Annotated in this window: 18 protein-coding genes and 1 tRNA gene; 3 read left to right on the top strand and 16 right to left on the bottom strand. The window is 70.4% G+C overall.

Features of this window, described 5'->3' with window-relative positions:
- Positions 1-14 precede the first annotated feature (14 nt).
- Positions 15-90: transfer RNA gene (locus EXU48_RS18890), tRNA-Asn, on the top strand.
- Positions 91-394: 304 nt separating this feature from the next.
- On the opposite strand, the gene EXU48_RS24825 is transcribed toward EXU48_RS18890, so the two are convergent.
- From EXU48_RS24825 to EXU48_RS18875, 3 genes are all read right to left on the bottom strand, one after another.
- Positions 395-1,396 (bottom strand): hypothetical protein, encoded by a 1,002-nt coding sequence (locus tag EXU48_RS24825; protein ID WP_207947822.1) that lies wholly within the window; start codon positions 1,394-1,396, stop codon positions 395-397.
- A 353-nt stretch (positions 1,397-1,749) separates the two neighbouring features.
- Positions 1,750-3,864, bottom strand: coding sequence for a DNA primase (gene dnaG, locus EXU48_RS18880; RefSeq protein WP_133109247.1), 2,115 nt, complete (start codon positions 3,862-3,864; stop codon positions 1,750-1,752).
- A 43-nt stretch (positions 3,865-3,907) separates the two neighbouring features.
- Positions 3,908-5,197 carry a deoxyguanosinetriphosphate triphosphohydrolase gene (locus EXU48_RS18875; protein ID WP_133109246.1) on the bottom strand — a complete coding sequence of 430 codons (1,290 nt, stop codon included), beginning with the start codon at positions 5,195-5,197 and terminating at the stop codon, positions 3,908-3,910.
- A gap of 94 nt (positions 5,198-5,291) precedes the next feature.
- Between EXU48_RS18875 and EXU48_RS18870 the strand changes: the two genes are divergently transcribed.
- Positions 5,292-7,019, top strand: coding sequence for a glycoside hydrolase family 13 protein (locus EXU48_RS18870; protein WP_133109245.1), 1,728 nt, complete (start codon positions 5,292-5,294; stop codon positions 7,017-7,019).
- Between the two features lie 41 nt (positions 7,020-7,060).
- Here the strand turns inward: EXU48_RS18870 and EXU48_RS18865 are convergent, their stop codons facing one another.
- The 3 genes from EXU48_RS18865 to EXU48_RS18855 form a co-directional block, all read right to left on the bottom strand.
- Positions 7,061-7,933 carry a sugar ABC transporter permease gene (locus EXU48_RS18865; protein ID WP_133109244.1) on the bottom strand — a complete coding sequence of 291 codons (873 nt, stop codon included), beginning with the start codon at positions 7,931-7,933 and terminating at the stop codon, positions 7,061-7,063.
- 1 nt (position 7,934) lies between these two features.
- Positions 7,935-9,569, bottom strand: a complete 1,635-nt coding sequence (locus EXU48_RS18860) for an ABC transporter permease subunit (protein WP_133109338.1) — start codon at positions 9,567-9,569, stop codon at positions 7,935-7,937.
- A 167-nt stretch (positions 9,570-9,736) separates the two neighbouring features.
- On the bottom strand, positions 9,737-10,993 hold the full coding sequence (locus EXU48_RS18855; RefSeq protein WP_133109243.1) for a sugar ABC transporter substrate-binding protein: 1,257 nt from the start codon (positions 10,991-10,993) through the stop codon (positions 9,737-9,739).
- A gap of 212 nt (positions 10,994-11,205) precedes the next feature.
- On the opposite strand from EXU48_RS18855, the gene EXU48_RS18850 reads away from it, so the two are divergent.
- Positions 11,206-12,228, top strand: a complete 1,023-nt coding sequence (locus EXU48_RS18850; protein ID WP_133109242.1) for a LacI family DNA-binding transcriptional regulator — start codon at positions 11,206-11,208, stop codon at positions 12,226-12,228.
- A 263-nt stretch (positions 12,229-12,491) separates the two neighbouring features.
- On the opposite strand, the gene dusB is transcribed toward EXU48_RS18850, so the two are convergent.
- From dusB to EXU48_RS18800, 10 genes are all read right to left on the bottom strand, one after another.
- Positions 12,492-13,685 (bottom strand): tRNA dihydrouridine synthase DusB, encoded by a 1,194-nt coding sequence (dusB, locus tag EXU48_RS18845; RefSeq protein ID WP_133109241.1) that lies wholly within the window; start codon positions 13,683-13,685, stop codon positions 12,492-12,494.
- A gap of 102 nt (positions 13,686-13,787) precedes the next feature.
- Positions 13,788-14,240 (bottom strand): hypothetical protein, encoded by a 453-nt coding sequence (locus EXU48_RS18840; protein WP_133109240.1) that lies wholly within the window; start codon positions 14,238-14,240, stop codon positions 13,788-13,790.
- Positions 14,241-14,406: 166 nt separating this feature from the next.
- Complete coding sequence (locus EXU48_RS18835) at positions 14,407-16,404, bottom strand: hypothetical protein (RefSeq protein ID WP_235857139.1); 1,998 nt, start codon at positions 16,402-16,404, stop codon at positions 14,407-14,409.
- Positions 16,404-17,396: a glycoside hydrolase family 130 protein gene (locus EXU48_RS18830; protein ID WP_133109239.1), complete on the bottom strand. Its 993-nt coding sequence runs from the start codon at positions 17,394-17,396 to the stop codon at positions 16,404-16,406. The genes EXU48_RS18835 and EXU48_RS18830 overlap by 1 nt, the downstream gene beginning before the upstream one ends.
- A 9-nt stretch (positions 17,397-17,405) precedes the next feature.
- The gene (locus tag EXU48_RS18825; protein WP_133109238.1) at positions 17,406-18,245 is read right to left on the bottom strand and encodes a carbohydrate ABC transporter permease; all 840 of its coding nucleotides are present in this window, start codon (positions 18,243-18,245) and stop codon (positions 17,406-17,408) included.
- Between the two features lies 1 nt (position 18,246).
- Positions 18,247-19,152 (bottom strand): carbohydrate ABC transporter permease, encoded by a 906-nt coding sequence (locus EXU48_RS18820; protein WP_235857138.1) that lies wholly within the window; start codon positions 19,150-19,152, stop codon positions 18,247-18,249.
- A 1-nt stretch (position 19,153) separates the two neighbouring features.
- A complete protein-coding gene (locus EXU48_RS18815) occupies positions 19,154-20,437 on the bottom strand; it encodes an extracellular solute-binding protein (RefSeq protein ID WP_133109236.1) in 1,284 nt (427 codons plus the stop codon).
- The gene (locus EXU48_RS18810) at positions 20,434-21,459 is read right to left on the bottom strand and encodes a LacI family DNA-binding transcriptional regulator (RefSeq protein ID WP_133109235.1); all 1,026 of its coding nucleotides are present in this window, start codon (positions 21,457-21,459) and stop codon (positions 20,434-20,436) included. Before EXU48_RS18810 ends, EXU48_RS18815 begins: the two co-directional genes overlap by 4 nt.
- Before the next feature lie 190 nt (positions 21,460-21,649).
- Entirely contained in the window at positions 21,650-22,990 is a 1,341-nt protein-coding gene (locus EXU48_RS18805) for a YibE/F family protein (RefSeq protein ID WP_133109234.1), read from the bottom strand.
- A 13-nt stretch (positions 22,991-23,003) separates the two neighbouring features.
- Positions 23,004-24,392, bottom strand: a complete 1,389-nt coding sequence (locus EXU48_RS18800; RefSeq protein WP_133109233.1) for a glycine--tRNA ligase — start codon at positions 24,390-24,392, stop codon at positions 23,004-23,006.
- Between the last annotated feature and the right edge of the window lie 214 nt (positions 24,393-24,606).

Raw genomic sequence — 24,606 nt, 5'->3', positions numbered from 1 at the left:
TATTCTCAGCGCGATCCCTCGTAGCTCAATTGGCAGAGCATCCGACTGTTAATCGGACGGTTACTGGTTCGAGTCCAGTCGAGGGAGCCAGCGCAAGGCCCGGAATCCACGTGATTCCGGGCCTTCTCAGTTCGGGCCCGCACCACGGCCCGACCGCCGAGACCGCGCCTTCGCCTCCGAGACCTGCTCCTAGGAGGGTCGGTCTCGAGGGCGAACGTGCGGTCTCGGCGGGTCCGGGTACGCCGACGCCGGGCCCGATCGTGATGCTCGCCACACGCAGGGCGAGGCGGGTCACCACCGAGCAGCCCGGGCATGCCGCAGGGCGCGACCCCCGGGTGGGAGTCACGCCCCGCGTGGTTCGACTCGAGGAGTTACCTCGTCTGCGGCATGCCGATCAGGGCGCCGCGTCGAAGTAGATCGTGGTGCCGTCGTCGATGATGATGCCCCAGCCACCCTGGCCGTCGTCGGCGACCGGGACCTCGAAGCCCCAGTTACCGGACGCGTTGCCACCGGCCGGAACCGGATCGAGGCTGAACACGTCGTCCGGCACGATCTCGCTGGTACTCCCGTACACCTCACCGTCGTTGGACAGGTAGCCGACGTTGATGCTCTCCCAGAGGGTGGCTTCCGCGGAACCGGTGTTGGTCGCGTTCACGCGCACCATCAGGTACCTGAAGCCGTCCGGCGGGGGCGCGGACCCCTCCCCGGTGACCGCGGAGTTCGCGTCCGGGACGAAGTCGCTCAGCGTGATCTCCCAGTCCCCGATGATGCCGGGTTCCCCGAACGGGATGATGTCGCCGGAGGCCGTCGGCATGTCCGTCGGCTCATCGGTCGGCTCCTCGGTGGTGGGCTCGTCCGTCGGCTCCTGCGTGGTCGGCTCGTCCGTCGGCGGCGCGCTGGTCGTCGTGGGGTCGGCGGTCGGGTCCTCCCCGCCGTCGCCCCGGGTCGCGAAGAACACCGCGACGCCGATGAGGGCGATGATGACGACGGCGGCCACCCAGGTGTACCACTGGGCGTACCAGGGCTTGGGGCCCTGCGGCGGCTGTCCGCCACCGTAGCCACCGCCGGGCTGCCCGTAGCCTCCCGGCTGACCGTAGCCACCGGGCTGCTGGCCGTAGCCGGGCTGCTGCCCGTAACCGCCGCTGGACTGGCCGTAGCCACCGCTGGACTGGCCGTAGCCACCGCTGGACTGGCCGTAGCCACCGGCGCCCGCGTCGGGCTGACCGTAGCCGGGCTGTTGCTGCCCGTAGCCCGGCTGCTGTCCGCCGGGCTGCTGTCCGTACCCGGGCTGCTGTGCGCCCTGCTCGTAGCCGGGCTGCTGCTGCCCGTACCCCGGCTGCTGTCCGCCGGGCTGTTGCCCGTAACCGGGCTGCTGCCCGTAGTCAGGTTGGCCCATGGCCTGTGCTCCCATCGGTTGTTGCGTCCCGGCACCGGGCTGGTCCGGCGGGGGTGTCGGTTGCCCGTATCCAGGCTGGCCCGGCGGCATCTGCTGCCCGGGGCCCGGCTGTGAGCCGGCGCCGTACGGACTCGGGTTGTACAACGTCGTCTCCTCGAACGCCTCCGGCGGGAGCGACGACTGGCCGGCCCCGGGCGGCGTTCCTCCGAGCGGCTCCGATGGCTGCCCACCCTCCCCCGAGGGGTCGGATGTGCCGCCCTGTCCTTGCGGCGGATTCTCACTCATGGTTCAGAACCCTATGCCCCACGGCTGGACGGTGCATCGCAGCGACCGGGTAGTCCTACCCGTCCGGCTCAGGCGTCGCTGAGCAGGGAGCGACGGCGTTCCTCCAGTTCGAGCAGACGGCCGAAGGTCGCGGCGTATGTCTCGTCGGTCGGGTCCATCCGTTGCAGTCGGCCCTTGGCGTCGGCGATCTCCCGGGTGACGCCCAGGCGCAGCAACGCCACGAGCACTCCCTTCGCGTAGCCGCCGAGCGCCTCGGGACGGTCCTCGGGCAGCGGCGCGACCGCCAGCTCGGTGACGAGCACTGCGACCGGACCGATCGCGGCCTCGCGCACCTGCTCGTTCCACGTCGCGGCGGCCCGCGCGTTGGCCTCCCCGCCTGCGCCGCGGGCCGAGGCGTCCGCGGCGAGCTCGCCGAAGGCGCGCACTCCCCCGGCCGCCCGGATCGCGTCATGCACGGCACGGTGAGCGGGCACCACGAACGTGTCCGCGCCGAGCTCGTCGAAGGAGGTCGCCAACGCGAACTGCGGCAGTTGCAGCACCACTTCGAGGACCTGTCGCTCCAGCCGTGCCACCGGGTCGTCGCGGTGGCTCGCGCCGTACTCGGAGCCCGGCCCCGCGAACCCACCACGGGAGTCCGGCCCGTCCGGCCGCCCGTTCTGGGGACCACCGTGACCGTCCCGGCCACCGCCGTAGGCACCGCGACCTTCCTGCGACCCACCACCGCCCTCGCGCCCACCGGGCGCCCCACTTTGGCCACGACCGTTGGTGGCGCCGTCCACCCCGGGCCGTCCCGCCGTCGCCGGGGCCGGTGCCGGGTTGCGCGCCGCCCGGGTCACGTCGCGCCGTACCGAGGCCTCGTCCATCCCGAGCCACCCGGCGAGCTCGCGCGCGTACTCCCCGCGCAGGGCGTGGTCCCGGATCCGGGCCACGACCGGCACGCCGGCGCGCAGGCCGGCGACCCGGCCCTCGGCGGTGTTCAGGTCCACCTGCCGCAGCACGGACCGGATCGCGAACTCGAAGAGCGGCTCACGCCCGCCGACCAGCTCCCGGACCGCCGCATCACCGCGCTGCTGCCGCAGGTCGCACGGGTCCATGCCGCTCGGCTCCACCGCCACGAACGTCTGGGACGCGAACCGCTGGTCCTCCGAGAACGCCCGCAACGCGGCCTTCTGCCCGGCCGCGTCGCCGTCGAACGTGAAGATCACCTCGCCGCCGCGGGCCCCGCCGGTCGCGAGCATCACCCCGGCCGCGGCGTCGGCGGTGTCACCGAGCAGTCGCCGCACGACCCGAATGTGGTCGGTGCCGAACGCGGTCCCGCAGGTCGCGACGGCGGTCGGGACGCCGGCCAGATGCATCGCCATCACGTCGGTGTAGCCCTCGACCACCACGACCTGCTTCGACTTGGCGATCTCGCGCTTGGCCAGGTCGATCCCGTACAGCACTTGGGACTTCTTGTAGATCGAGGTCTCGGGGGTGTTCAAGTACTTGGGCCCGGGGTCGTCCTCGTACAGCTTGCGCGCGCCGAACCCGACGACGTCCCCGGACAGGTCACGGATCGGCCACATCAGGCGCCCTCGGAACCGGTCGTAGGAGCCCCGGTTGCCCTGGGACAACAGGCCCGACGCCGTCAGCTCCGCCTCGGTGAAGTGCTTGCCACGCAGGTGCCGGGTCAGGTTGTCCCAACCCTTCGGGGCGTACCCCACGCCGAACGTGGCCGCCGCGGTCCGGTCGAAGCCGCGCTCGGCCAGGAACGCCCGCGCCGTGTCCGCCTCCGGCGTGGCCAACTGGTCCACGAAGAACTCCGCCGCGAGGCGGTGTGCCTCGATCAGCCGTTGTCGCCGACCGGGCTGTTCGCGCGGACGGTTAGCTCCGCCGTCGTCCTCGTACCGCAGTTGCAGACCGACCCGGCCGGCCAGGTGCTCGACCGCCTCGGTGAAGGTCAGGTGGTCGATCTTCTGCACGAACGAGATGACGTCGCCGCCCTCGTCGCAGCCGAAGCAGTGCCACAGGCCCAGCTGGGGGCGCACGTGGAAGGAGGGGGTGCGCTCGTCGTGGAACGGGCACAGGCCCTTCATCGACCCGACCCCGGCGCTGCGCAGGGTCACGTGCTGGCCGACGATCTCCTCGATCCGGGCCCGTTCGCGGACGGCGGCGATGTCCTCGCGTCGGATCAGGCCTGCCATGGGCCGAGTCTAAGCCGGAACCGGCGGGGACCCGCGCGGCGACTCAGAGGTCGGTGCCCGCGTCCGGCCCGCACAGTTGGGCGTGCCACTGGAGCGCGGACAGGTCCGTGAGCGAGGCGACCTGGTCGATGACCACCCGCAGCCGGAGGTCGTCGTCTCCTGCCTCGGACCAGTCCTCCGCGAAGATCTCGGCGAGCGCCAGTTCGGCCCGGTCGTACAGGACCGCGACCAGGTCGGTGAGGATGAGGCGCTGCCGCCGGAACACCGGGTCGTCCTCGCGCGGGGCCATCACGAACGCGGCCGCGACCCCCTTGAGCACGGTGATCTCGGCGAGGACGTGATCGGGCACGATCAGGTTGCCGTCGTAGCGGATCAGCGGGCCGTCGCCGTAGGTGGCGCGAGTGGCCCGGGCGGCGGAGTCGCAGAACCGGCCGATGAGCTGGCTGGTCATGTCCTTCAGGGCGGCCAGTCCGCGGCGGGTGCCGTCGTAGCGGTGCACCCAGTAGTCGAGCGAGCCGAGCTCGTCCATCGCGGCGAGCAGGACCTCGTCGGACAGGGGCGGGGCGTACCAGTCGCGGATCTGGGCGATGATCCGCTCGCGCGAGGACTCCTCGCCCAACCGGCGCAGGTCAACCCGGCCCGAGAACACCGCGTCCTCGACGTCGTGCACCGAGTAGGAGATGTCGTCGGCGAGGTCCATCACCTGCGACTCGATGCACCGCACGCCCGCCGGGGCGCCCTCGCGCAGCCAGGCGAAGACGGGGGCGTCGCCGGCGTAGACGCCGAACTTGCCCGACGGCGTCCCGTCCGCCCGCAACGGGGCGTCCGCCGCCGACCAGGGGTACTTCGTGGCCGCGTCCAGGCTGGCGCGGGTCAGGTTCAGACCCACGCCCACGCCGTCGGGCGTGAACACCTTCGGCTCGAGCCGGGTGAGCAGGCGCAGGGTCTGCGCATTGCCCTCGAACCCACCGATGCCCGCGGCGACCTGGGCGAGTGCGACCTCGCCGTTGTGCCCGAACGGCGGGTGCCCGAGGTCGTGCGCGAGGCAGGCGGTGTCGACCACGTCCGGGTCGCAGCCGAGGGACTTGCCCAGTTCTCGGCCCACCTGCGCAACCTCGAGGGAGTGCGTCAGCCGGGTCCGGGCGAAGTCGTCCGTGCCGGGGCCGAGCACCTGCGTCTTCGCACCGAGCCGGCGCAGCGCGGAGGAGTGCACCACCCGGGCGCGGTCCCGCTCGAAGGGGCTGCGGGCGGCGGACTTGCCCGGCTCGGCGAGCCAACGGTCGGTGTCCGCGGCGTCGTAGCCTCCGATGAGGCGTTGGGGTTGGGCCGGCACGGCCTCAGACTACTGGCGATGCGCGATCGGGCCGTCTGGCCCGTGGATGTTCCGCCGATTTCCCTCCGGGCCCGGGCGGGATGAGAATGGCCGAATGCTGACCGAGGACTCCCCCGACGTTCGTACCACCCTCATCCACCGGGCGGACGACCCCGGCGGTCAGTGGTGGCGCAGCGCGGTGATCTACCAGGTGTACCCGCGGTCCTTCTCGGACTCCGACGGCGACGGGATCGGCGACCTCCCGGGCATCACCGCCCGCCTGGGCCACCTGAGCCGGCTCGGCGTGGACGCCCTCTGGCTCTCCCCCTTCTACACCTCGCCCCAACACGACGCGGGCTACGACGTGGCTGACTACCGGCAGGTGGACCCGCGGTTCGGGACCCTCGAGGATGCCGACGCCCTGCTCGAGCGGGCCCACACCCTCGGACTACGGGTGCTCGTGGACCTGGTCCCGAACCACACCTCCGATGAGCACACCTGGTTCCGTGCGGCCCTGCCCGCCCCGGCCGGTTCCCCGGAGCGGGACCGGTACATCTTCCGGGACGGTCGCGGGTCGGGCGGGTCCGAGGCGCCGAACAACTGGCGCAGCGTCTTCGGCGGGCCGGCCTGGACCCGGGTCACCGAGCCGGACGGCACTCCCGGCCAGTGGTACCTGCACCTGTTCGACGTGCACCAGCCGGACCTGAACTGGGAGAACACGGAGGTCCGCGCGGAGTTCGAGGCGATCCTGCGGTTCTGGCTGGACCGGGGCGTGGACGGCTTCCGGGTGGACGTCGCCCACGGCCTCATCAAGGACCAGGGGTTCGAGGACTGGGCCGGGCACGCCGAGATGATCGCCGGTGACGACGCCGGTGAGGAGGGTGTGGGCCCCGCGCCGATGTGGGACCAGCCCCGGGTGCACGAGATCTATCGCGACTGGCACCAGGTGCTCGCCGGCTACGACGGTGACCGTGCCCTGGTGGCCGAGGCCTGGGCCGACACCGACGAGGCGATGGCCCGCTACATCCGGCCCGACGAGATGCATCAGGCGTTCAACTTCGACTTCCTGTGCACCGAGTGGGACGCGCACGCCCTGAAGGACTCGATCACCGAGGGGCTGGCCGCCTGCGACTCGGTCGGGGCACCGACCACCTGGGTGCTGTCCAACCATGACGTGGTCCGTGCCACGTCCCGGCTCGGCCTGCCGGAGACCGGGAAGGGCCCGAACGGGATCGGCGCCGACGACCCCCAGCCCGACGCAGAACTGGGTGCACGCCGGGCTCGCGCGGCCGCGCTGCTGATGCTCGCACTGCCCGGCTCGGCCTACATCTACCAGGGCGAGGAGCTCGGGCTGCCCGAGCACACGGCCCTGCCCGACGACGTCCGCGAGGACCCGGCCTACTGGCGGTCCGGACACACCGAGAAGGGCCGGGACGGGTGCCGGGTGCCGCTGCCGTGGGAGGCCGACGCCCCGGCGTTCGGGTTCTCCCCCACGGGCGCCTCCTGGCTCCCGCAGCCGACGGCGTGGGCGGGCTTCGCGCTCGACGCCCAGAAGGGCGTGGCCGGCTCGAGCTACGAACTTTTCCGCAAGGCGCTGCGGCTGCGCCGCGACTTCGACCTCGGCACCGGGTCCCTGGCCTGGGTGGAGGGCCCCTGGGGCCCCGACCACGGGCTGCTGGTGTTCACGAACCGGCAGGTCATCGTGGCGGTCAACCTCAGCGACGGGCCGATCCCGCTGCCCGACGGGTTCGACGTGATCCTCGCCAGCGGCGAGCTGCGCGGCGAACTGGGGCACCAGGCTGTGCCCGCCGACACCGCCGTGTGGGGCGTGCTCGAAAGCTGAGGCGACCGGCCGCCGTCGGGCATCGTGTCCGAACGGCGGCGTCAGCCCTTGACCGACCCGGCCGTCAGGCCGCCGACGATGTAGCGCTGCAGGAACAGGAACAGGATCACGATCGGCAGCGCGCTGATCGTGGCCCCGGCGGCGAAGATGCCCCAGCGGGCGTCGAACTGGCCTGCGATGAACTGGTAAAGGCCCACCGCGATGGTCAGCTTGTCCTGATCCTGGAGCACGATGCCGGCGATGATGTAGTCCGAGAACGTGCCGACGAAGGAGAGCAGGGCCACCACCGCGAGCACCGGTGCGACCAGCCGCAGGATGATCGTGAAGAAGATCCGGGCGTGCCCGGCGCCGTCGATCTTGGCGGCCTCGTCCAGTTCCTTCGGGACCGAGTTGAAGAACCCGTACATCAGGAACGTGTTCGCGCCGAGCGCCCCGCCGAGATAGACACAGATCAGTGCGAGCCGGGAGTTGAGGCCGAGGATCGGGATCACGTCCCGCAGGCTCAGCAGCAGCAGGAAGATCGCGATGAACGCGAGCATCTGCGGGAACATCTGGACCAGGAGCAGGAACGTGAGACCACCGCGGCGGCCGGCGAACCGGAACCGGGAGAACGCGTAGGCCGCGGCGGACGCCATCAGCACGGTGGCCACGGCGGTCACCCCGCCGATCACGAGCGAGTTGACCATCCACTGCGGGAAGAGCGTCTGGAACAGGGCGTCGTACTGGACGGTGGTGACGTCCGCGAAGAGCTCGTTCGACCCGGTCAGCGTGCCCCGCGCGGACAGCGACGCGGACAGCACGTAGACGATCGGGAACGCGGCGTAGACGATCGCGACCGCGGCCACGAGGTAGCGCCAACTGATCTCACGCCACCAGCGGCGACCCCGGACCTGCACGAAGGTCTCGGCAGCCATGTCAGATCACCTCCTCGAGCTTGTGGGTCTGTCTGAAGCCGAGCCACGAGATCACGCCGACCATGATGAAGATCATGATCGCCATCGCAGAGGCCAGGCCGAACTGCTGCGTGCCCGATTCGAAGGCCACCGAGTAGACCATCGAGATCAGGATGTCCGTGGCGCCGACCGCGATCGGCGAGCCGGGGAAGTTCGGGCCGCCCTCGGTCAGGAAGAAGATCAGGTTGAAATTGTTGAAGTTGAACGCGAACGAGGCGATCAGCAGGGGAGCCAGGGAGATCATCAGCAACGGCAGGGTGATCGAGCGGAACACCCTGCCGGCCCCGGCACCGTCGATCCGCGCCGCCTCGTACATGTCCGTCGAGATGGCCTGCAGGGCGCCCGTGGCGATGAGGAACATGTACGGGAAGCCGAGCCACAGGTTCACCCCGATCACGGACAATTTGGCCAGCCACGGGTCGGTCAGCCAGGGAATCTCGGCCCCGCCGAGCAGTACCTCGTTGATGAACCCGAACCGGCGGTTGAGCAGCCCGGCCCAGACCAGCCCGGAGAGGAAGCCGGGGAACGCGTACGGCAGGATCAGCAGCGACCGGATCACCCGTCGGCCCCGCACCGCCGGGTGGTTGAACACGATCGCGAGGAACAGACCGAGGAAGAACGTGGTGCCGACGGACAGGATCGCGAACGCGAACGTCCACGCGAGCACGGACAGGAACGGACCGCTCAGCCGGGAGTCGGTGAACATCGCCGTGTAGTTGTCGAACCCGACCGCCACGCGCCAGCCGACCAGGAGTGTCGAGCCGTCCTCGGCCTGGAACGATCCCTCGCCGTTGTCGGTGTAGACGACGCCGGTGTCCGTGTTCGTGATCGCCCCGGTGGCCTCGTCATAGGTGAGGACGGACCGGTACAGGTATCCGGTGGAGCCGTCCTGGGTGCGGATGCTGCCCTCGTCGGCGTCGGCGAAGCCGACCCGCAGGTTCGTGATCTCGTTCTGCTGTTCGAGGATCTGGGCGAAGCTCAGGACGTCGTACCCGGGGACCTCGGTGACGTCGCCATCGGCCACCGTGGCATCCGGCGACTCCTCGAACGGCTGCTCCGCGGTGCCGGCCAGCACCTCACCGTCGTCGACGATCGCGAAGCCGAGTTCGCCGTCGGGCGTGGTGACGACGGTGAGCGGATAGCTCGGCGAGTCCGGCACCCGGCTCTCGTTCTGCGCGAGGTTCGCCGCGACCGCGTCCTCGCGGGTGGCGTTGTGGCCGGTGCCGTAGTTCGTGAAGCTGATGTAGGCGGTGTAGCCCATCGTGAACAGCTGGTAGACGAGCAGGAAGACCAGGCCGGGGAAGAGGTACTTCGCGGCGATCATCCGCCTCGAGAAGTAGACCCAGTTCACCACGACCAGGATGGCGACCATCGAGGCGAGGATGCCCCAGTGCTCGACCTGCCAGGACGAGAAGATCACGAACAGGCCGAACGCGTCGATCAGCGCCAGCAGGACGAGCTTGACCACGAAGTATGGGCCCATCTCGCGGGCGTGGGAGGTGGTGCCGCGCCCGGCTGCCGCACGCTCGGCGGCCGCCACCTCGTCCGGGCTCGGCGGCGGGGCGTCGGTCGTGTCCGCCGCGTCGCGGCCCTTCATGCGTGCCAAGGGGTGCCTCCCGGGCCGTGGCGCGCGACCTCGCGCGCCTGGGTCTGAACTGTAGGACCAGCAGCGCACCGGCGCCCCGGGACATCCGGGCGGCGGTGCGGATCGCGGGTTGGGGGGTGGGCCGGCCGCCCGTCACGGCCGGCCCACCCATGGTGGGATCAGGCCGCGTCGATCGCGCCCTGGATGTTCTCCACCATCGTGGCCCAGTCCGCGGCCGGGTCGGTGGCGACGCCGGAGACCAGGTTCGCCTCGGTGACGCCCCAGAACGCCCACACGGAGTTCATCTGCGGCAGCGACGGCATCGGCACGCCGATCTCGCCGGCGGCGGTGAAGCCGGCCGCGACCGGGTCGTCGCCCACGGCCTCCGCCGCGGCGGTCAGCGCCGGGATCCGTCCACCGGTCTCGTACATCGCGACCTGGACGTCCTCGGTGGCGGCGTAGTTGACGAGGAACTCGTTCGCGAGGATGCCGTTCTCGGAGTGCGCGCTCACGTAGAAGCCCTGCACGCCCACGAACGGTGCGGCGGGCTGGCCACCGGCACTCGGGATCGGCAGCACGGTGAGGTCGACGCCGGCGTCGGTGAACGGCGCGATGTTCCACGGGCCGGTGATGATGTACGGGGACTCGCCGTTGGCGAACGCCTCGCGGGCGATGTCGCCGGTGATCGCGGTGTCCAGGACGCCGGAGCCCGCCTGGCCGATCGAGGCGAGGTACTCCGCGAACGCGGTTCCCTCGGCACCGCCGAGCGCGAGCTCGGGGATGTAGGAACCGGACTCGTCGGTGGCGAACACCGGGGCGCCGAAGGAGGTCTGCAGCGGGTACATGTGGAAGGCGTCGCCCTCCTCGCCCATCTGGATCAGCACCGGGTACTCGGCGCCGGTGGCCTCGCCCTGGGCGATCAGTTCGTCGAAGGTGGCCGGGGTGTCCGAGGCGAGGGCGTTGTTACGCACCAGCGCGACGTTCTCGATGCCGTAGGGCACCCCGTAGACCGAGCCCTCGTAGGTGAAGGCAGACACGGCCACCTCGGCGAAGTCCGCGGCGACGTCGCCGAGCTCCACCGGGGAGACCAGGCCATCCGTGACGAGCTCGCCGGCCCAGTCGTGGGCGCCGACGATGATGTCCGGGCCCTCGCCGGTGGGTGCCTGCGTGATGAACTCGGGGCGGATGTCGTCGAAGTTCTTCTCGACGATCTCCACCGTGACGCCCTTGTCCTCCTCGAACTGGGCGACGATGTCGGTCAGGGCGGCGGCGCGGAACTCGTCCGCCCAGATGGTGAGGGTGCCCGCCGACTCACCCGCCTCGGTGGTCTCCTCGGCGCCGGTGGTCTCTTCGTCACCGCTGCCCGATCCGCCACCGCAGGCAGCCAGGGCCATGGTGAGGCCCACCGCTGCGGTGATGACAATGCTCCGTCGCATCCGATCTCTCCTGAAATGTGTCCACACGTGTGGCGATCGCGGGGCGGCTTTGGCCGCAGCGTCGCCCGGATGACGAGACCGTAACCGTTGCGGCTTGGATCTTGCAAGTCCTTGCTGTAACTTTCAGGGTCTTGTTACAGAACCGTTGTCACGGCGCTCCCCCCGGACCCAGTACCGTTCCGGAGGACCGCAGACGAGGACAGGGAGGTCCCGTGCCCACGCGCACCACGCTCACCGATCTGGCCGACCAGGCCGGCGTCAGCACCGCCACCGTCTCCCGGGTGTTGAACGGCAAGGCCGGCGTCTCCGCGGAGACCCGTCAGGCCGTGCTCGCCGCGCTGGACGTGCTCGGGTACGAGCGGCCGGAGAAGTTGCGCCGCCGATCCGCGGGCCTGATCGGCCTGGTGGTGCCGGAACTGACCAACCCGGTGTTCCCGAACTTCGCGCAGAAGATCGAGTCCGCGCTGGCCCACGCCGGGTACACCCCGTTGCTGTGCACCCAGTCGCCCGGGGGCACCACCGAGGACGAGTACGTGCAGATGCTGCTCGACCACGGGGTGGACGGGATCATCTTCGTCTCCGGCCTGCACGCGGACACCCAGGCCGGAATGGACCGCTATCACCGGCTGCGCAGCCTGGGCACCCCGCTGGTACTCGTGAATGGCTACGTGGCCGAGCTCGACGCCCCGGCGATCTCCTCCGACGACGTCGGCAGCATGGACCTGGCGGTCCGGCACCTGATCTCCCAGGGGCACTCCAAGATCGGCCTGGCGGTCGGGCCGCAACGGTTCCTGCCGGCGGCTCGCAAGGTGGAGGGGTTCAGCCGCGCGCTCTCCGAGCGGCTCGGCATCGCCGACGCCGCGCCGCACATCGCGACCAGCCTGTTCACCGTGGAGGGCGGCCAGGCGGCAGCCTCCGAACTGCTCGACAGCGGTCACACCGCGATCGTCTGCGGGTCCGACCTGATGGCGCTGGGCGCGATCCGGGCGGTCCGCTCGCGTGGGCTGTCCGTGCCGGAGGACGTCTCCGTGGTCGGCTACGACGACTCGTCGCTGATGGCGTTCACGGACCCGCCGCTGACCACGATCCGTCAGAGTGTCGATGCGATGTCGATGGCCGTGGTGAACACCATGCTCGCCGAGATCGCCGGCACCAACCCGCCCCGCACCGAGCTGCTGTTCAGTCCGGAACTGATCGTTCGGGACTCCACGGGCGCGTGCCCGCGCCGGTCCTGACGCACGCCTCGGCTGCCCCGCTCACCCAGACCCGCTCACCCAGACCCGCTCACCCGGGCCCGCTCGGCGCCGGCGAAGGTGCGATCTTGCGGTCGACGGCCCGGATCCGCCGCACAAGGACTCGCTCGGCCGAACCCCTGGGCCGGTCGCACCCGCCGGATGAGCGATTGTGCGGCCGATGGAGCCGATCAGCCGCAGGATGACACTCTCGTCTGAGGCCTGAGCTCTGAGGCCTGAGGTCTCAGGGCTGGGCCGGCGCCTCCTCAGCCGCCGGAGACGCTGAGCTCGGCCTCGGCGAGCATCTCGCGCAGTCCGGCGTCGATGGCGCGCGAGTCCAGCCAGCCCTGCGGCACGTGCGGCACCTTCGGGGTGCCGGCCCGCCCGCGCGGTCCCTCGGCGCCCTCGCCCGGGTACGGCTGCGCGAGCTCGAGCGCGCCGAGGCGTTCGTCGAGCTCGTCGAGGGTGGACACCATGCCGAGCGCGGCCCGGGCCTCGCCGCCCACCACATACCCCTTGAGGTACCAGGACATGTGCTTGCGCAGCTCCCGCAAGGCCTTCAGCTCCTCGCCGAAGTGCGCCACCATCAGGTCGGCGTGCCGACGGATCACGTTCGTCACGTAGCCGAGGCCCGGCTGGATCCGGTCGTCGGACCCGGCGAACGCGGCCACGAGGTCGGCGAACAGCCACGGCCGCCCCTGGCAACCACGCCCGACCACGACTCCGTCACACCCGGTGTGCGCGACCATGGCGAGCGCGTCCTCGGCGGACCAGATGTCCCCGTTGCCGAGCACCGGCACATCGGTCACGGCTTCCTTGAGCGCGGCGATCGCGTCCCAGTGGGCGGTGCCGGAGTAGTAGTCGGCGGCAGTGCGGGCGTGCAGCGCGACGGCGGCCACACCCGCGTCCTGGGCGCGCTTGCCGGCGTCGAGGTAGGTGAGGTGGTCGGCGTCGATGCCCATCCGCATCTTCACGGTGACCGGCACGTCGGAGCCCTCGGTGGCCTGGACGGCCGCGGTGACGATCCTCGTGAACAGCTCGCTCTTCCACGGCAGCACCGCGCCCCCGCCCTTGCGGGTCACCTTGGGCACCGGACAGCCGAAGTTCAGGTCGATGTGGTCGGCGCGGTCCTCGGTGACGAGCATCCGCGTCGCGGCCCGCACGGTGGCCGGATCGACGCCGTACAACTGCACGCTGCGCACCCCCTCGCCCTCGTCGTGGGAGATGATCCGCATCGACTCCGGGGTTCGCTCCACCAGCGCTCGGGAGGTCACCATCTCGGCGACGTACAGGCCGACCGGCGCCGGGTTCCCCTCGAGCTCGGCCGCCCGCTCCGACGGCAGCGCACCGGCCGCGGCGTCCCGGCACAGGGTCCGGAACGGCGCGTTCGTGACCCCCGCCATGGGCGCGAGGATCACCGGGGTGCCCACCTCGATGGGCCCGATCTGCAGGGAGGTCACCTCCCGATTGTCTCAGGTGTCCCGGTCGATGCCCGACGGCGTGGGCTCGCTCGCGCTGTGATCTCGCCAACGCGCGGGGTCGCCCCAACCGCCGTGGCCGACCTACCACCGCTGAATTGCGAATCCGGTCGACGAAGACACCATGCCCAGTGCGAACAAACAGACCAGGAGGAAGACGGCGACTGTCGTCGGCAGTAGGACGCGAAGAGAGCGACGTCCAATCAGCAGCACGGACGTCGCGACGACGTAGCAGGCGACGATCACGAAACTCCACCGCAAGCCGGCCGCCGTTCTTGTCTCCTGTGTGCAAGAAGCAGGGCCACCAGCCGCGGGGCAGATGGCCTCGCGGGGAACCACGACGATCCAGACCACCGCGAGCACCATGGTGAGGATCGCGGCGAGGACAACCAAACCACGACGCAGTCTCTTGCTCGAGACCTCGTCAGGTACGCCACTCCCTCGGCTCATCTCGTCCTTCAGCCACGCCGAGCCGAAAGTGGGATTCGACGCTCGGGAACTCTCGCGGGCCTTGACCGGCTGAATATCGTCATTCAATTTTCAGCCAGGGCGACCGGGAACCGACGAAACGGCCTTGCAGCGTCGCAAGATCAACTCCTGTATTGGTGGCCTGATGGCCGAACCATGGCACGGAGGACTCAGATCCACAACCTCCGCAGACAAGGCACACATCCCGTCGGGACGTCAGCGCACCGGAGGAAATTCAGCGGCTGATCGTGAAGCCGCCCTCGACCACGCGAACCTTGCGGCCGGCGCGCATCTGGCCGCGCTGCTTGCCCGTGCTCGTGTACGCGCGGGCCGTGCCGCCGGCGAGCGCAGGACTCAGGGTGACCCGGTCGCCGGCGTTCACATACAGCACCACGTCGGCGCCGGTCGTGTCGTAGTGCGCGGCGGCCACGTGCGGGCGCAGCAGCAGCGCGTCGAGCCGTAGGTCGCCGTCGCTCTCGCAGCGGACGGTGACGGCCCCGGCCGGGACCGGCTCGTCGAGCGCCTGCGGGACGAGGCTGCCGGGCACCTCGGTCAGGCCGGCCGCGCCGGTGCCGCCGTTGGAGGTGAGGCCCAGGTCCGGCCCACCGACGATGCTCCATCGGGCGGCACCGGCCGCGGCCTCGTGGCGCCACACGATCGGGTAGACGAACGTCTCGTCCTCGGCGTCGAGGTCGAACTCGACCCACTCCCCTGCCGGTACCTGCAGGTAGGCGCCACCGGAGAGGTTTCCCTCGCCCATCCAGGCCCCACCGCTCGGCGTCACCACGGTGCACCCGGAGCTGAACCTGGCGGTCTCGGCGTCGAGCGCAGTGACTCCGGAGTACGCACGCAGGGACGTGATCGAGCGAGCGAGCGTGGCCACGTCCGGGTGGGCGTCCAGGGCGAGCATGGTCAACTGGCCGTGGATGGTCGATTCCGCACCGGAATTGCGGTTGATCCGCCCGTCCGTCTCGACGCCGTCGAACGTGACGCCGGTGGCCGGGTCGTAGACGACGGTGCCGGCGGTGTTCGCGCCGAAGAACCAGCCGGCCGCCAGGCCGGCGAGCTCCCGGAGCCCGGGTCCACCGCCGGCGTCGGCCGTGGCCAGGGCAGCAGCGACCCGCCCGTGCGCGCCGTAGGCGATCTGGGCCTCGGCCGGTAGCGGCGCCCAGGCGTTGTTGGGTCCGCCGCTGGAGAGCACCAGCGGGGTGAACGTGCCGGCGTCCGCGAGCGCGACCTCGAGGAGGTCGTCGCGGCCCAGTGCGTCGCCGGCGAGCGCGAGGGCCTCGGGCGCGGCGCCACCCCAGGCGTGCCAGAACCCCAGGGACCCGGTCCAGGGCAGGACCGCCCCGAACGGCCACTGCGCCCTCTCGGTGCCCATGGCCGCGATGCCCTCGGCGTAGCGTTCGAGGGCGGCGCCGACCCGGTCGTCGGGCCCGCTCGCGTGCGCCGCGACCAGACCGAGCACGGCCTCGGCGGTGGCGTCGGCGCCACCGTTGATGAGCCAGGCCGGCAGGTCCACGCCGTCGCTCGTGACGAACTCGCCGTACCGGGACAGCGACTCCTCCTCGAGGGCGTCCAGTGCCAGGTGCAATCGGTCGCGCAGGAACGCGGCGAACTCGAGGTCCTCACCCGCGAACCCGGCGTACCCCTCGCCGAAGGCCCAGACCGTGCGGGCCAGCCAGTAGGACTCCGCGGAGTCCGAGGGGTCGGGCAGCTCGACCGGTTCCGCGCTCGGGTTCAGGGTGCCGTCGAACTGCTGCCAGAGGACCACCCGGCCGGCGTTGGCCCCGTCGACGGTCTGCAGGTAGGCCAGGGCCCGCAGGTTCTCGTAGGCGTGGGTGCGGCTGCGGGTGTCCCCCGAGGCCTGCCAGTCGCGCAGGAACACGACGGCGGCCCGGGCGATGTCGTCGGCGTTGAACGCACCCTGGCCGTAGTAGCCGGTGGCCGGATCGAAGGTCCCGCCGCCCACCCGACGGAACGATCCGCCGTCGGCGTCCGCGTACGTCCAGGGCGCCAACGCGACCGGCTCCGCGTCGATACGGAAGGTGGTGTGCGCCGTCGACGGCGTGAGCGGCACCTCGTCGAGCAGGAACCGCAGGTGGTCGAGGTTGGTCAAGCGGGTGGGTCCGCCGGAAGGCCGGGCGACGGCGGCCGCGGCGTCGGCGCCGACGGCACCGGCGGCGCCCGCTGCGGCGAGCGTGGCCAGGAAGGTACGGCGGGAGGTCAGCATCACTGCTCCTTGGGTTCGAGGGCGGTGCGCAGCTGCGCACCCCAGGGCTGGGCGGGGTCGTGCACGGCGACGGCGAGCGTGGTGTCGGACTGCCCGTAGTAGGCGAACCACTTGCCGTGGAAGGAGACCAGGCCCTCGACGAACGTGACGTTGGAGACCAGGCCGTGCCGGTCCTCGAACGTCTGCGGGCGCAGCCACGGCACCTGCATCCGGGCGATGACGGTGGTCGGGTCGTCCGGGTCGATGGCGATCTGGCCGCAGCGGTAGTCCACGTCCACCCGGCCGTCGGAGTGCACGGTGCGGGTCGCCCCGTTCGTGAGGAACACGAGCAGCCCGTTCGCCGACAGCACCGGGGAGGTGCCGATCTCGACGAGGTCGGCGTCGAAGGAGCCGGGCGTGGGGGCGTACATCGGTTCGGTGTCGGGCGTGCCGGGCGTCCAGTGGATCAGGTCGTCGCTGGTGGCCCAGTAGATCGCCCCCTCGCCGAAGTACATCCACCACCTGCCCTGCATCTTCATCGGGACGATGACTCCGGCCTTGGACCAGTTGTGCCCGCGCGGGTCGACGGTCGCGAACGTGTCGAAGTCGTCGAAGATCGGGCCGTGCCTGCGCCAGGTGCGCAGGTCGGTCGAGGTGGCCAGGCACAGTTGCGCGCTGCGGCGGTCCCACCCGGTGTAGGTCAGGTAGTAGGTGCCCTCGATCAGGACGATCCGTGGGTCCTCGGCACCGAACCGCTCGTAGTCCTCCTCCGGGGAGAAGATCGGCGCGTCCTCGCGTTCGAACGTGTACCCGTCGGAACTTCGGGCCAGGCCGATATGGGAGACGATGTCCTCGGCGTGCGCCCGGTAGAGCAGCAGCACCTCGTCACCGTCCACGAGGGCGGCGGGGTTGTACAGGTTGGACGATTCCCAGCTGTCGCCCTTCGGGCGCAGGATCGGGTTGCCGTCGTAGGGCACGAACGGGCCCAACGGGAAGGCGGCCTCGGTGAACATGGATTCCTCTCAGCCCTTGACGGCGGAGCCGATCTCGGACGCGGTGAAGTAGCGCTGGAAGATGCAGAACAGGATGACCACCGGGAACGCCAGGGTGGCGGCGCCGGCGAGGATCGCCCCGTTCGCGTTCGCGGTGGACTGGGCCACGTTGCTGATGTAGTTCGCCAGCGAGACGGCCAGCGGCTGCATGGTGACGTCCTTGGTGATCAGGAACGGCCACAGGAACTCGTTCCACGGGCCGATGAACGTCACCAGGAGCACGGTGACCAGGGCCGGCCGCACGAGCGGGACTGCGACCGACCGCAGGATCCGCAGTTCGCTCGCGCCGTCGATCCGGGCGGCCTCGAAGACCTCCTGCGGGAGGGCGCGGAAGAACTGGGTGAAGATGAACACGGCCGTGGTGTTGATCGCGAACGGCAGGATCATCCCGAGGTAGCTGTCCCCGAGGCCGTAGGTGCGGGTCACCTGGACGTACAGCGGGATCATCAGGAGCTGGAACGGCACCATCTGGATGAGCAGCATGAGCACCCAGGTGGCCGACTTGCCCCGGAAGTCCAGGCGGGCCAAGGCGTACCCGGCGAGCAGCCCGAACACGACCGTGCCGAGCAGCACACCGGTCGTGAAGATCAGCGAGTTGAGCAGCGAGCCGACCAGGTCGAGCCGGCTGTTGATGGCCGAGAAGTTCTGGGTGGTCCAGCCGGCCGTCGGCACCAGCGAGGCCGGCGAGTTCGTGGGGCTCACCTGGAACGCACCGACCACCATGAAGTAGAACGGGAACGCGAACGCCAGTGCGGCCAGGGTGAGCAGCAGGTAGCGCCACCAACCGATGGTTCTGCGCTTCGTCCTCATGTCACGTCTCCCGGTTCAGGCGGCTGGCGGCCAGGGACAGCAGCCCGACGGCGACCACGAGGAGCATCCCGATCGCGGACGCGGTGTCCGGGTTCTGCTGCTGGATGCCCTTCTGGTAGATGAGCAGCACCGGCGTGGTGCTCGCGCCGTCGGGCCCGCCGCCGTTGGTGAGCAGGTAGGGCTCGGTGAACAGGTTCGCGCCGAGGATGATCGCCAGGATCAGCACCAGGGTGGTGGTGGTCCGGACGCCGGGCACGGTCACGTTCAGGAACCGCTGGCGCATGGTGGCGCCGTCGGTGGCGGCGGACTCGTACAGCTCCTTGGGGATGTTCTGCAGGGCAGCGAGGTAGAGCAGGATGTAGAAGCCCAGCTGCTTCCAGGTGACGTACAGGGCGATCGTGGGCATCGCCAGCCCCGAGTTCACGAGCCAGGACGGGTCGGGCGCGAGCGGCCCGAGGACCGTGTTGATGAGCCCGTTCTGGGAGAACAACAGCATCCAGACGCCCACCAGGGACACGCTCGCGGTCAGGTACGGCACGTAGAACGCGACCCGGTAGGCCGAGACGAACCGGATCCCCGCGTTCAGGGCCGTGGCGAGCACCAGGGAGAGCACCACGGTGAGCGGTACGAAGATGACCAGGAACACGCCGGTGTTCCGGAACGCCTCGAGGACCGCCGAGTCGGTGAGGACGTCGACGAAGTTGTCGAACCCCACGAACGGGGTGGGCACCGAGACCCCCGGCGCCGTGAAGATGTAGTCGTGGAACGCGATGTAGACCGCGAAGAACAACGGGTAGACGAACACCACCACGACGAACACCAGGTACGGCAGCGCGAACAGGGTGCCGATCGGCTGCGCACCCCACCACGGACGGCGTGGGGTGCGCAGCCGGGTCGTCGTGGTCACGTCAGCCGCCGACGAGGCCGTTGATCTCGGTCTCGGCGTTGGTGAGGAAGTCATCGACGGACTCGCTGCCGAAGATCACCGCCGAGGAGTACTCGTCCCGGAACACCTGCCATACCTCGACCGAGTTGTCGATGCTCGGCACGTCGGCGACGCGTTCGGTCTGGCTGGCGAAAGACTCGTAGATCGGGTTGGCCGCGAAGTAGTCGCCGAACGTGGTGGCCAGGTCCGTGCGGATCGGCATCTGCCCGGTGTTCTCCAGGAGCTGGCCGTCGCTGTCCTCGCTCGTGGAGAACTTCAGGAACTCCCAGGCGGTGGCCTGGTTCTCGCATGCCGTGAACATCGAGATGTTCTTGGAGTCGGCGAACGTGAACACGTCCTCCGCCCCGCTGGAGGACGGCACCGGCATGAACCCGACGTCGACACTCTCGGCGTACGAGGCGATCGCCCACGGCCCGGCGAGCTGCATCGCGGTAGTGCCCGCGGACATCGCGTCGTCCGTGGACGCCTCCTGCGGCGAGAGCCCCTCGGAGTACATGGTCGCCCAGAACTCCGCGACCGTCCGACCCTCGTCGGAGTTGAAGGTGGCCGCGCCGTCCTCGACGAGCATCGTGCCGCCGGTCTCGGCGAGGTAGAGCGGGTAGAAGTCGAACCAGGGCTGGTAGAACTCGCTCGTCGGTGAGGGCCAGATGGCGCTCTGTGCCGCGCCGGAGGAGACGATCTGCCGGGAGCCGTCGAGGAACTCGTCGAACGTAGCCATCCCGGGGTTCTCGGGGTCGAGCCCGGCGGCCGCGAAGACGGTCTTGTTGTACATGACCATCACCGGGTTGGACTTCCACGGGAGCTGGTAGAAAGCCCCGTCGGTCTGGTAGCTGGTGACGTTCTCGCCACCGCGGTCGGTGATGTAGGAGTCCCCGTCCTCGAACTCGGACAGGTTGACCAGGCCACCCTGGCGGACCCAGCCGGAGACGGCGGCGTTGGCGATGTTGTAGACCAGGCATGGCGCGGTGCCGGCCGTGATCGCCGCGGTGATCGCCTCCTCGGAGGACGCCCCTGCCGGGATCTCCTGAGCGGTCACCTGCTCGTCCGGGTGCTCGGCGTTCCAGGCCTCCACGACGGCGTTGCCCCAGGCGAGCTCGGCCTCGTTGTTCGAGAGCCAGATGTCGATCGGCCCGGTGCCGCCGGCGTCGCCGCCGTTGCCGCCGTCACCTCCGTCACCTCCGGAGCATCCGGCGGCGAGCAGGGCCACGGCCCCGATCACCGCGAGCGTACGTGTGGTCTTCTTCATCGGTCTCCTCCTTGAGCGATTGTTGGTGCTGGCGCGGCTGTGCTGGCGCGCAGTCGCAGTTCGTTGCAGTCGAGCTCGACGGACCGTGGGGTGGCGCCGTCGATGTCGGCCAGGAGTACCTCTGCCGTGATCCGACCACGCCGGAACGGGTCGGTCGCGACGGAGGTCAGGGCCGGGGACAGGTGCGCGGAGAGGTGATCGTCGTCGAAGCCCGCGAGGGCCACGTCGTCGGGGACCCTGAACTCGCGGCTGCGTGCCAGGGAAAGGCCGGCGATCGCCATCGTGTCGTTGGCGTAGAGCACCGCGGTGGGTCGGTCCGCCAGGTCGAGCAGGTCCGCGGTGAGGTCACGGCCGCTGGCCGCCCCGAAGTCGCCCTCCCGCAGCAACTCCTCCGAGCCCACCTCCGCGACGTAGGCGCGGGCCCGGGCGTGCGAGTGCACGTAGTCGAGAGGACCGGACACGAGCGCGATCCGTTCGTGGCCGAGTCCACGCAGGTGGTCGATCAGTTGGCGGACCTGGACCGCGTCGTCGCTGCGGACGCAGGAGAACGGGCTCTCCTGCTCGTAGGCGCCCAGGAGCACCGCCGTCGATCCGAGGTCGGCCAGGAACGGGACCCGCCAGTCCGAGCGGCGCAGGTCCACGACGATCACGCCGTCCGCCTTGCCGTGCGCCATCGACCGGTAGGCCCGCTCCTCCGCGGACCGCGACGCCGCCACCTGCAGCAACAGAGCCACCTCGGCATCGGCGAGCCCCGACTCGAGCCCGGCGATGAACGCCGGGAAGAAGGAGTCCGAGGCGATCACGCCCGGGTCGCGGGCGATCACCATCCCGACGGCGTTCGCGCGCCTGGTCGCGAGCGCGCGGGCACTGTGGCTGGGTACCCAGCCGAGGGACTCGGCCGCCTCGAACACGCGCTCCTTCGTCGGCGCCGAGATCGGTCGCTTGCCGCTGTAGGCGTGCGAGACCGTCGCCCGGGTGACGCCCGCCACGCGGGCGACGTCACCGATCGTCGGCTTCGCCACATCAAGCTCCTCGACACTGAGTTCCGCTCTGAGGGCCTCAGGCTAACCGGTTTGACGATCGTCGGTCAACCGGTTTGACGATGCGATTCCCGCCGGGGCAGTCCGTCCCGCCCGAGGCAGTCCGACAGGACGTCCTGCTTCGGGCGCGCAGGCCTACGTCGCCGCGCGGGCGGCGTGCTGGCGTCCAGAACTACCGGTCGACGGCGTCCGGCCCGGCACGGTTCTCGGCGGCACCGGGGCCGTCGGCACGGTGAGCACCCGGGGCCCGGTGGGCGCCACGGCCGTCGGCGAGTTGTTCACGGACCCCACCATCGCCGTCGGCGGGCTCCGTACGGACCGCACCATCGCCGTCGGAGGTCGCGAGGACGGCGAACCGGTCGCGCGCCCGCGACGACCGCACCAGAAGCGTCGCGATCGCCGTCGTCGCCGGGATGGCCAGAACCAGACCGATCGAGGAGACCAGGGTCCGCACCACCTCCTCGGCGATCTCACCGGCCGTGAGCGTGCTGCCGAGGGAGCGGTCATAGAGCATCACGATCATCAGCACCGGCAGCGCCGTGCCGACGTAGGCGAACGCCAGCGTGTAGACGGTGGAGGCGATGTGGTCGCGGCCGATCCGCATCGCCCGGGCGAACACCTGGCGAAGCGGGGCGTCCGGGGAGGCGGCACGCAGCTCCCAGACGGCCGAGGCCTGCGTGATGGTGACGTCGTTGAGGGCGCCGAGCCCGGCGATCACGATGCCGCAGAGCAGGATGTCGCGCAGATTTACCCCGGGCAGCACCGAGTTCAATACCAGCGAGGAGTCGGAGTTGGCGCCGGTCAGACTCGCCGCACCGGTGGCCCACGCGGCCAGCGCGGTGGTGGCGGCGAGGCCGAGGAAGGTGCCGAGCAGCGCCGTCGTGGTCCGGATCGAGATGCCATGCGCGAGGTAGACGGCGAAGAACATCATCGCGCTGGCGCCGACGAGCGTCACGAGCAGCGGCGGGCCGCCGGCCATCAGCGCCGGGATCAGGAAGACGCCGACCACGGCCAGGCTCGCGAGCAGCCCGACGATCGCCATGAACCCTCGCAGCCGGGCGACCGCGAGCACCACGAGGGCGTACAGGACACCCAGGATGATCAGGGGCACGTCACGCACGAAGTCGACGAAGACGTACGGGCTGCCGGAACCGAGCGCGCTGGCGGTGAAGAAGATCCGCATCTGCGCGCCGACCTCGATGCCTGCCTCCACGATCTCCGGCGGGACCTGGACCGGGACGATGCGACCGGTGCCGTCGTGCAGTTCCGCGCGTACCTCCTCGCCGAGGACGCCGGTCACCTCCACCACGGTGGCGGTGGTGAAGTTCGGGCCCTCGACCGGGTTCTCGAGCGAGCCGATCGGGGTGTCGCCGCGCGGCCACAGCGCGATCAGGCCGATGATCGTGGCGATCAGCAGCGGCAGGACGCAGGCCGCGAGGATGCGGCGGGCCCGACGAGCACCGCTGACGCCGAGGTCACGCTCGGGGTCGAGCTCGGTGTGCTGGTGACTCATCGGGCCCGTGCGCTCAGGCGCCGATCAGGCGTGCCGCGAGGTAACCGGAGACCTGGTCGAGCGCGACCCGCTCCTGGGTCATGGAGTCCCGTTCGCGGATGGTCACGGCCTGGTCGTCCGCGGTGTCGAAGTCCACCGTGATGCAGAACGGGGTGCCGACCTCGTCCTGGCGGCGGTAGCGGCGACCGATCGCGCCGGCGTCGTCGAAGTCGACGTTCCAGTTCTTGCGCAGCTCCGCGGCGAGGTCCTTGGCGACCGGGGAGAGCTGCTCGTTGCGGGACAGCGGCAGCACCGCGGCCTTGACCGGGGCCAGCCGCGGGTCCAGCCGGAGCACGGTGCGCTTGTCGACGCCGCCCTTCGCGTTCGGCGCCTCGTCCTCGTGGTAGGACTCGACCAGGAACGCCATCAGCGAGCGGGTCAGGCCGGCCGCGGGCTCGATCACGTAGGGCACCCAACGTTCGCCGGTGGTCTGGTCGAAGTAGGACAGGTCCTGGCCCGAGTGCTCGGTGTGGGTGGTCAGGTCGAAGTCGGTGCGGTTCGCGATGCCCTCGAGCTCGCCCCACTCGCTGCCCTGGAACCCGAACCGGTACTCGATGTCGACGGTCCGCTTGGAGTAGTGGGAGAGCTTCTCCTTGGGGTGCTCGAAGTGGCGCAGGTTGTCCCGTGCGATGCCCAGGTCGGTGTACCAGTCGGTGCGCGCGTCGATCCAGTACTGGTGCCATTCCTCGTCGGTCCCGGGGGCGACGAAGAACTCCATCTCCATCTGCTCGAACTCACGGGTGCGGAAGATGAAGTTCCCGGGGGTGATCTCGTTGCGGAAGGACTTGCCGATCTGGCCGATGCCGAACGGCGGCTTCTTGCGCGCGGCGCCCATCACGGTCGCGAAGTTCACGAAGATGCCCTGGGCGGTCTCCGGGCGCAGGTAGTGCAGGCCGGACTCCTCCTCGACGGGGCCGAGGTAGGTCTTGAGCATCATGTTGAAGTCGCGTGGCTCGGTCCACTGGCCGCGGGTGCCGCAGTTCGGGCAGGCGATGTCCGCCAGGCCGTTCTCGGGGGCGCGGCCCTTCTTCTCCTCGTACTCCTCCTCGAGGTGGTCCGCGCGGAACCGGCGGTGGCAGGAGGTGCACTCGGTGAGCGGGTCGGTGAACACCCCGACGTGGCCGGAGGCGACCCACACCTGCTTGGGCAGGATCACCATGGAGTCCAGGCCGACGACATCGTCGCGGCCGCGGACCATGTTCTGCCACCACTGCCGCTTGATGTTCTCCTTCAGCTCGACGCCGAGCGGTCCGTAGTCCCAGGCGGAGCGGGTACCGCCGTAGATCTCGCCGGACGGGAACACGAACCCCCGGCGCTTGGCGAGGTTGACGACGGCATCGAGACGGGACGGCTCCTTGGCCAACTGAACTCACTCCTGGATGTGTGTCCGGGCCTGGCTGGCTCCGGACGTGCGGGCCCGGGCCTGGCTGGCCTGGGCGAGACCCACGGACAGGCTACCCGCCGGTGGCCGCCCGGCCGCGTTCGGGCAGGCCCCCTGTGCCGTCGGGCAGTCCCGCACGCCGTCGGGCTGAGGCGCAGGTCACTTTGACACCATCGCGAACCGCAAGTGAGAATGG

Origin of the sequence: Occultella glacieicola, from assembly GCF_004353825.1 — a bacterium.
In the GTDB taxonomy this organism is placed as follows: domain Bacteria; phylum Actinomycetota; class Actinomycetes; order Actinomycetales; family Beutenbergiaceae; genus Occultella; species Occultella glacieicola.
This window is presented reverse-complemented; position numbering and strand designations above follow the sequence as displayed.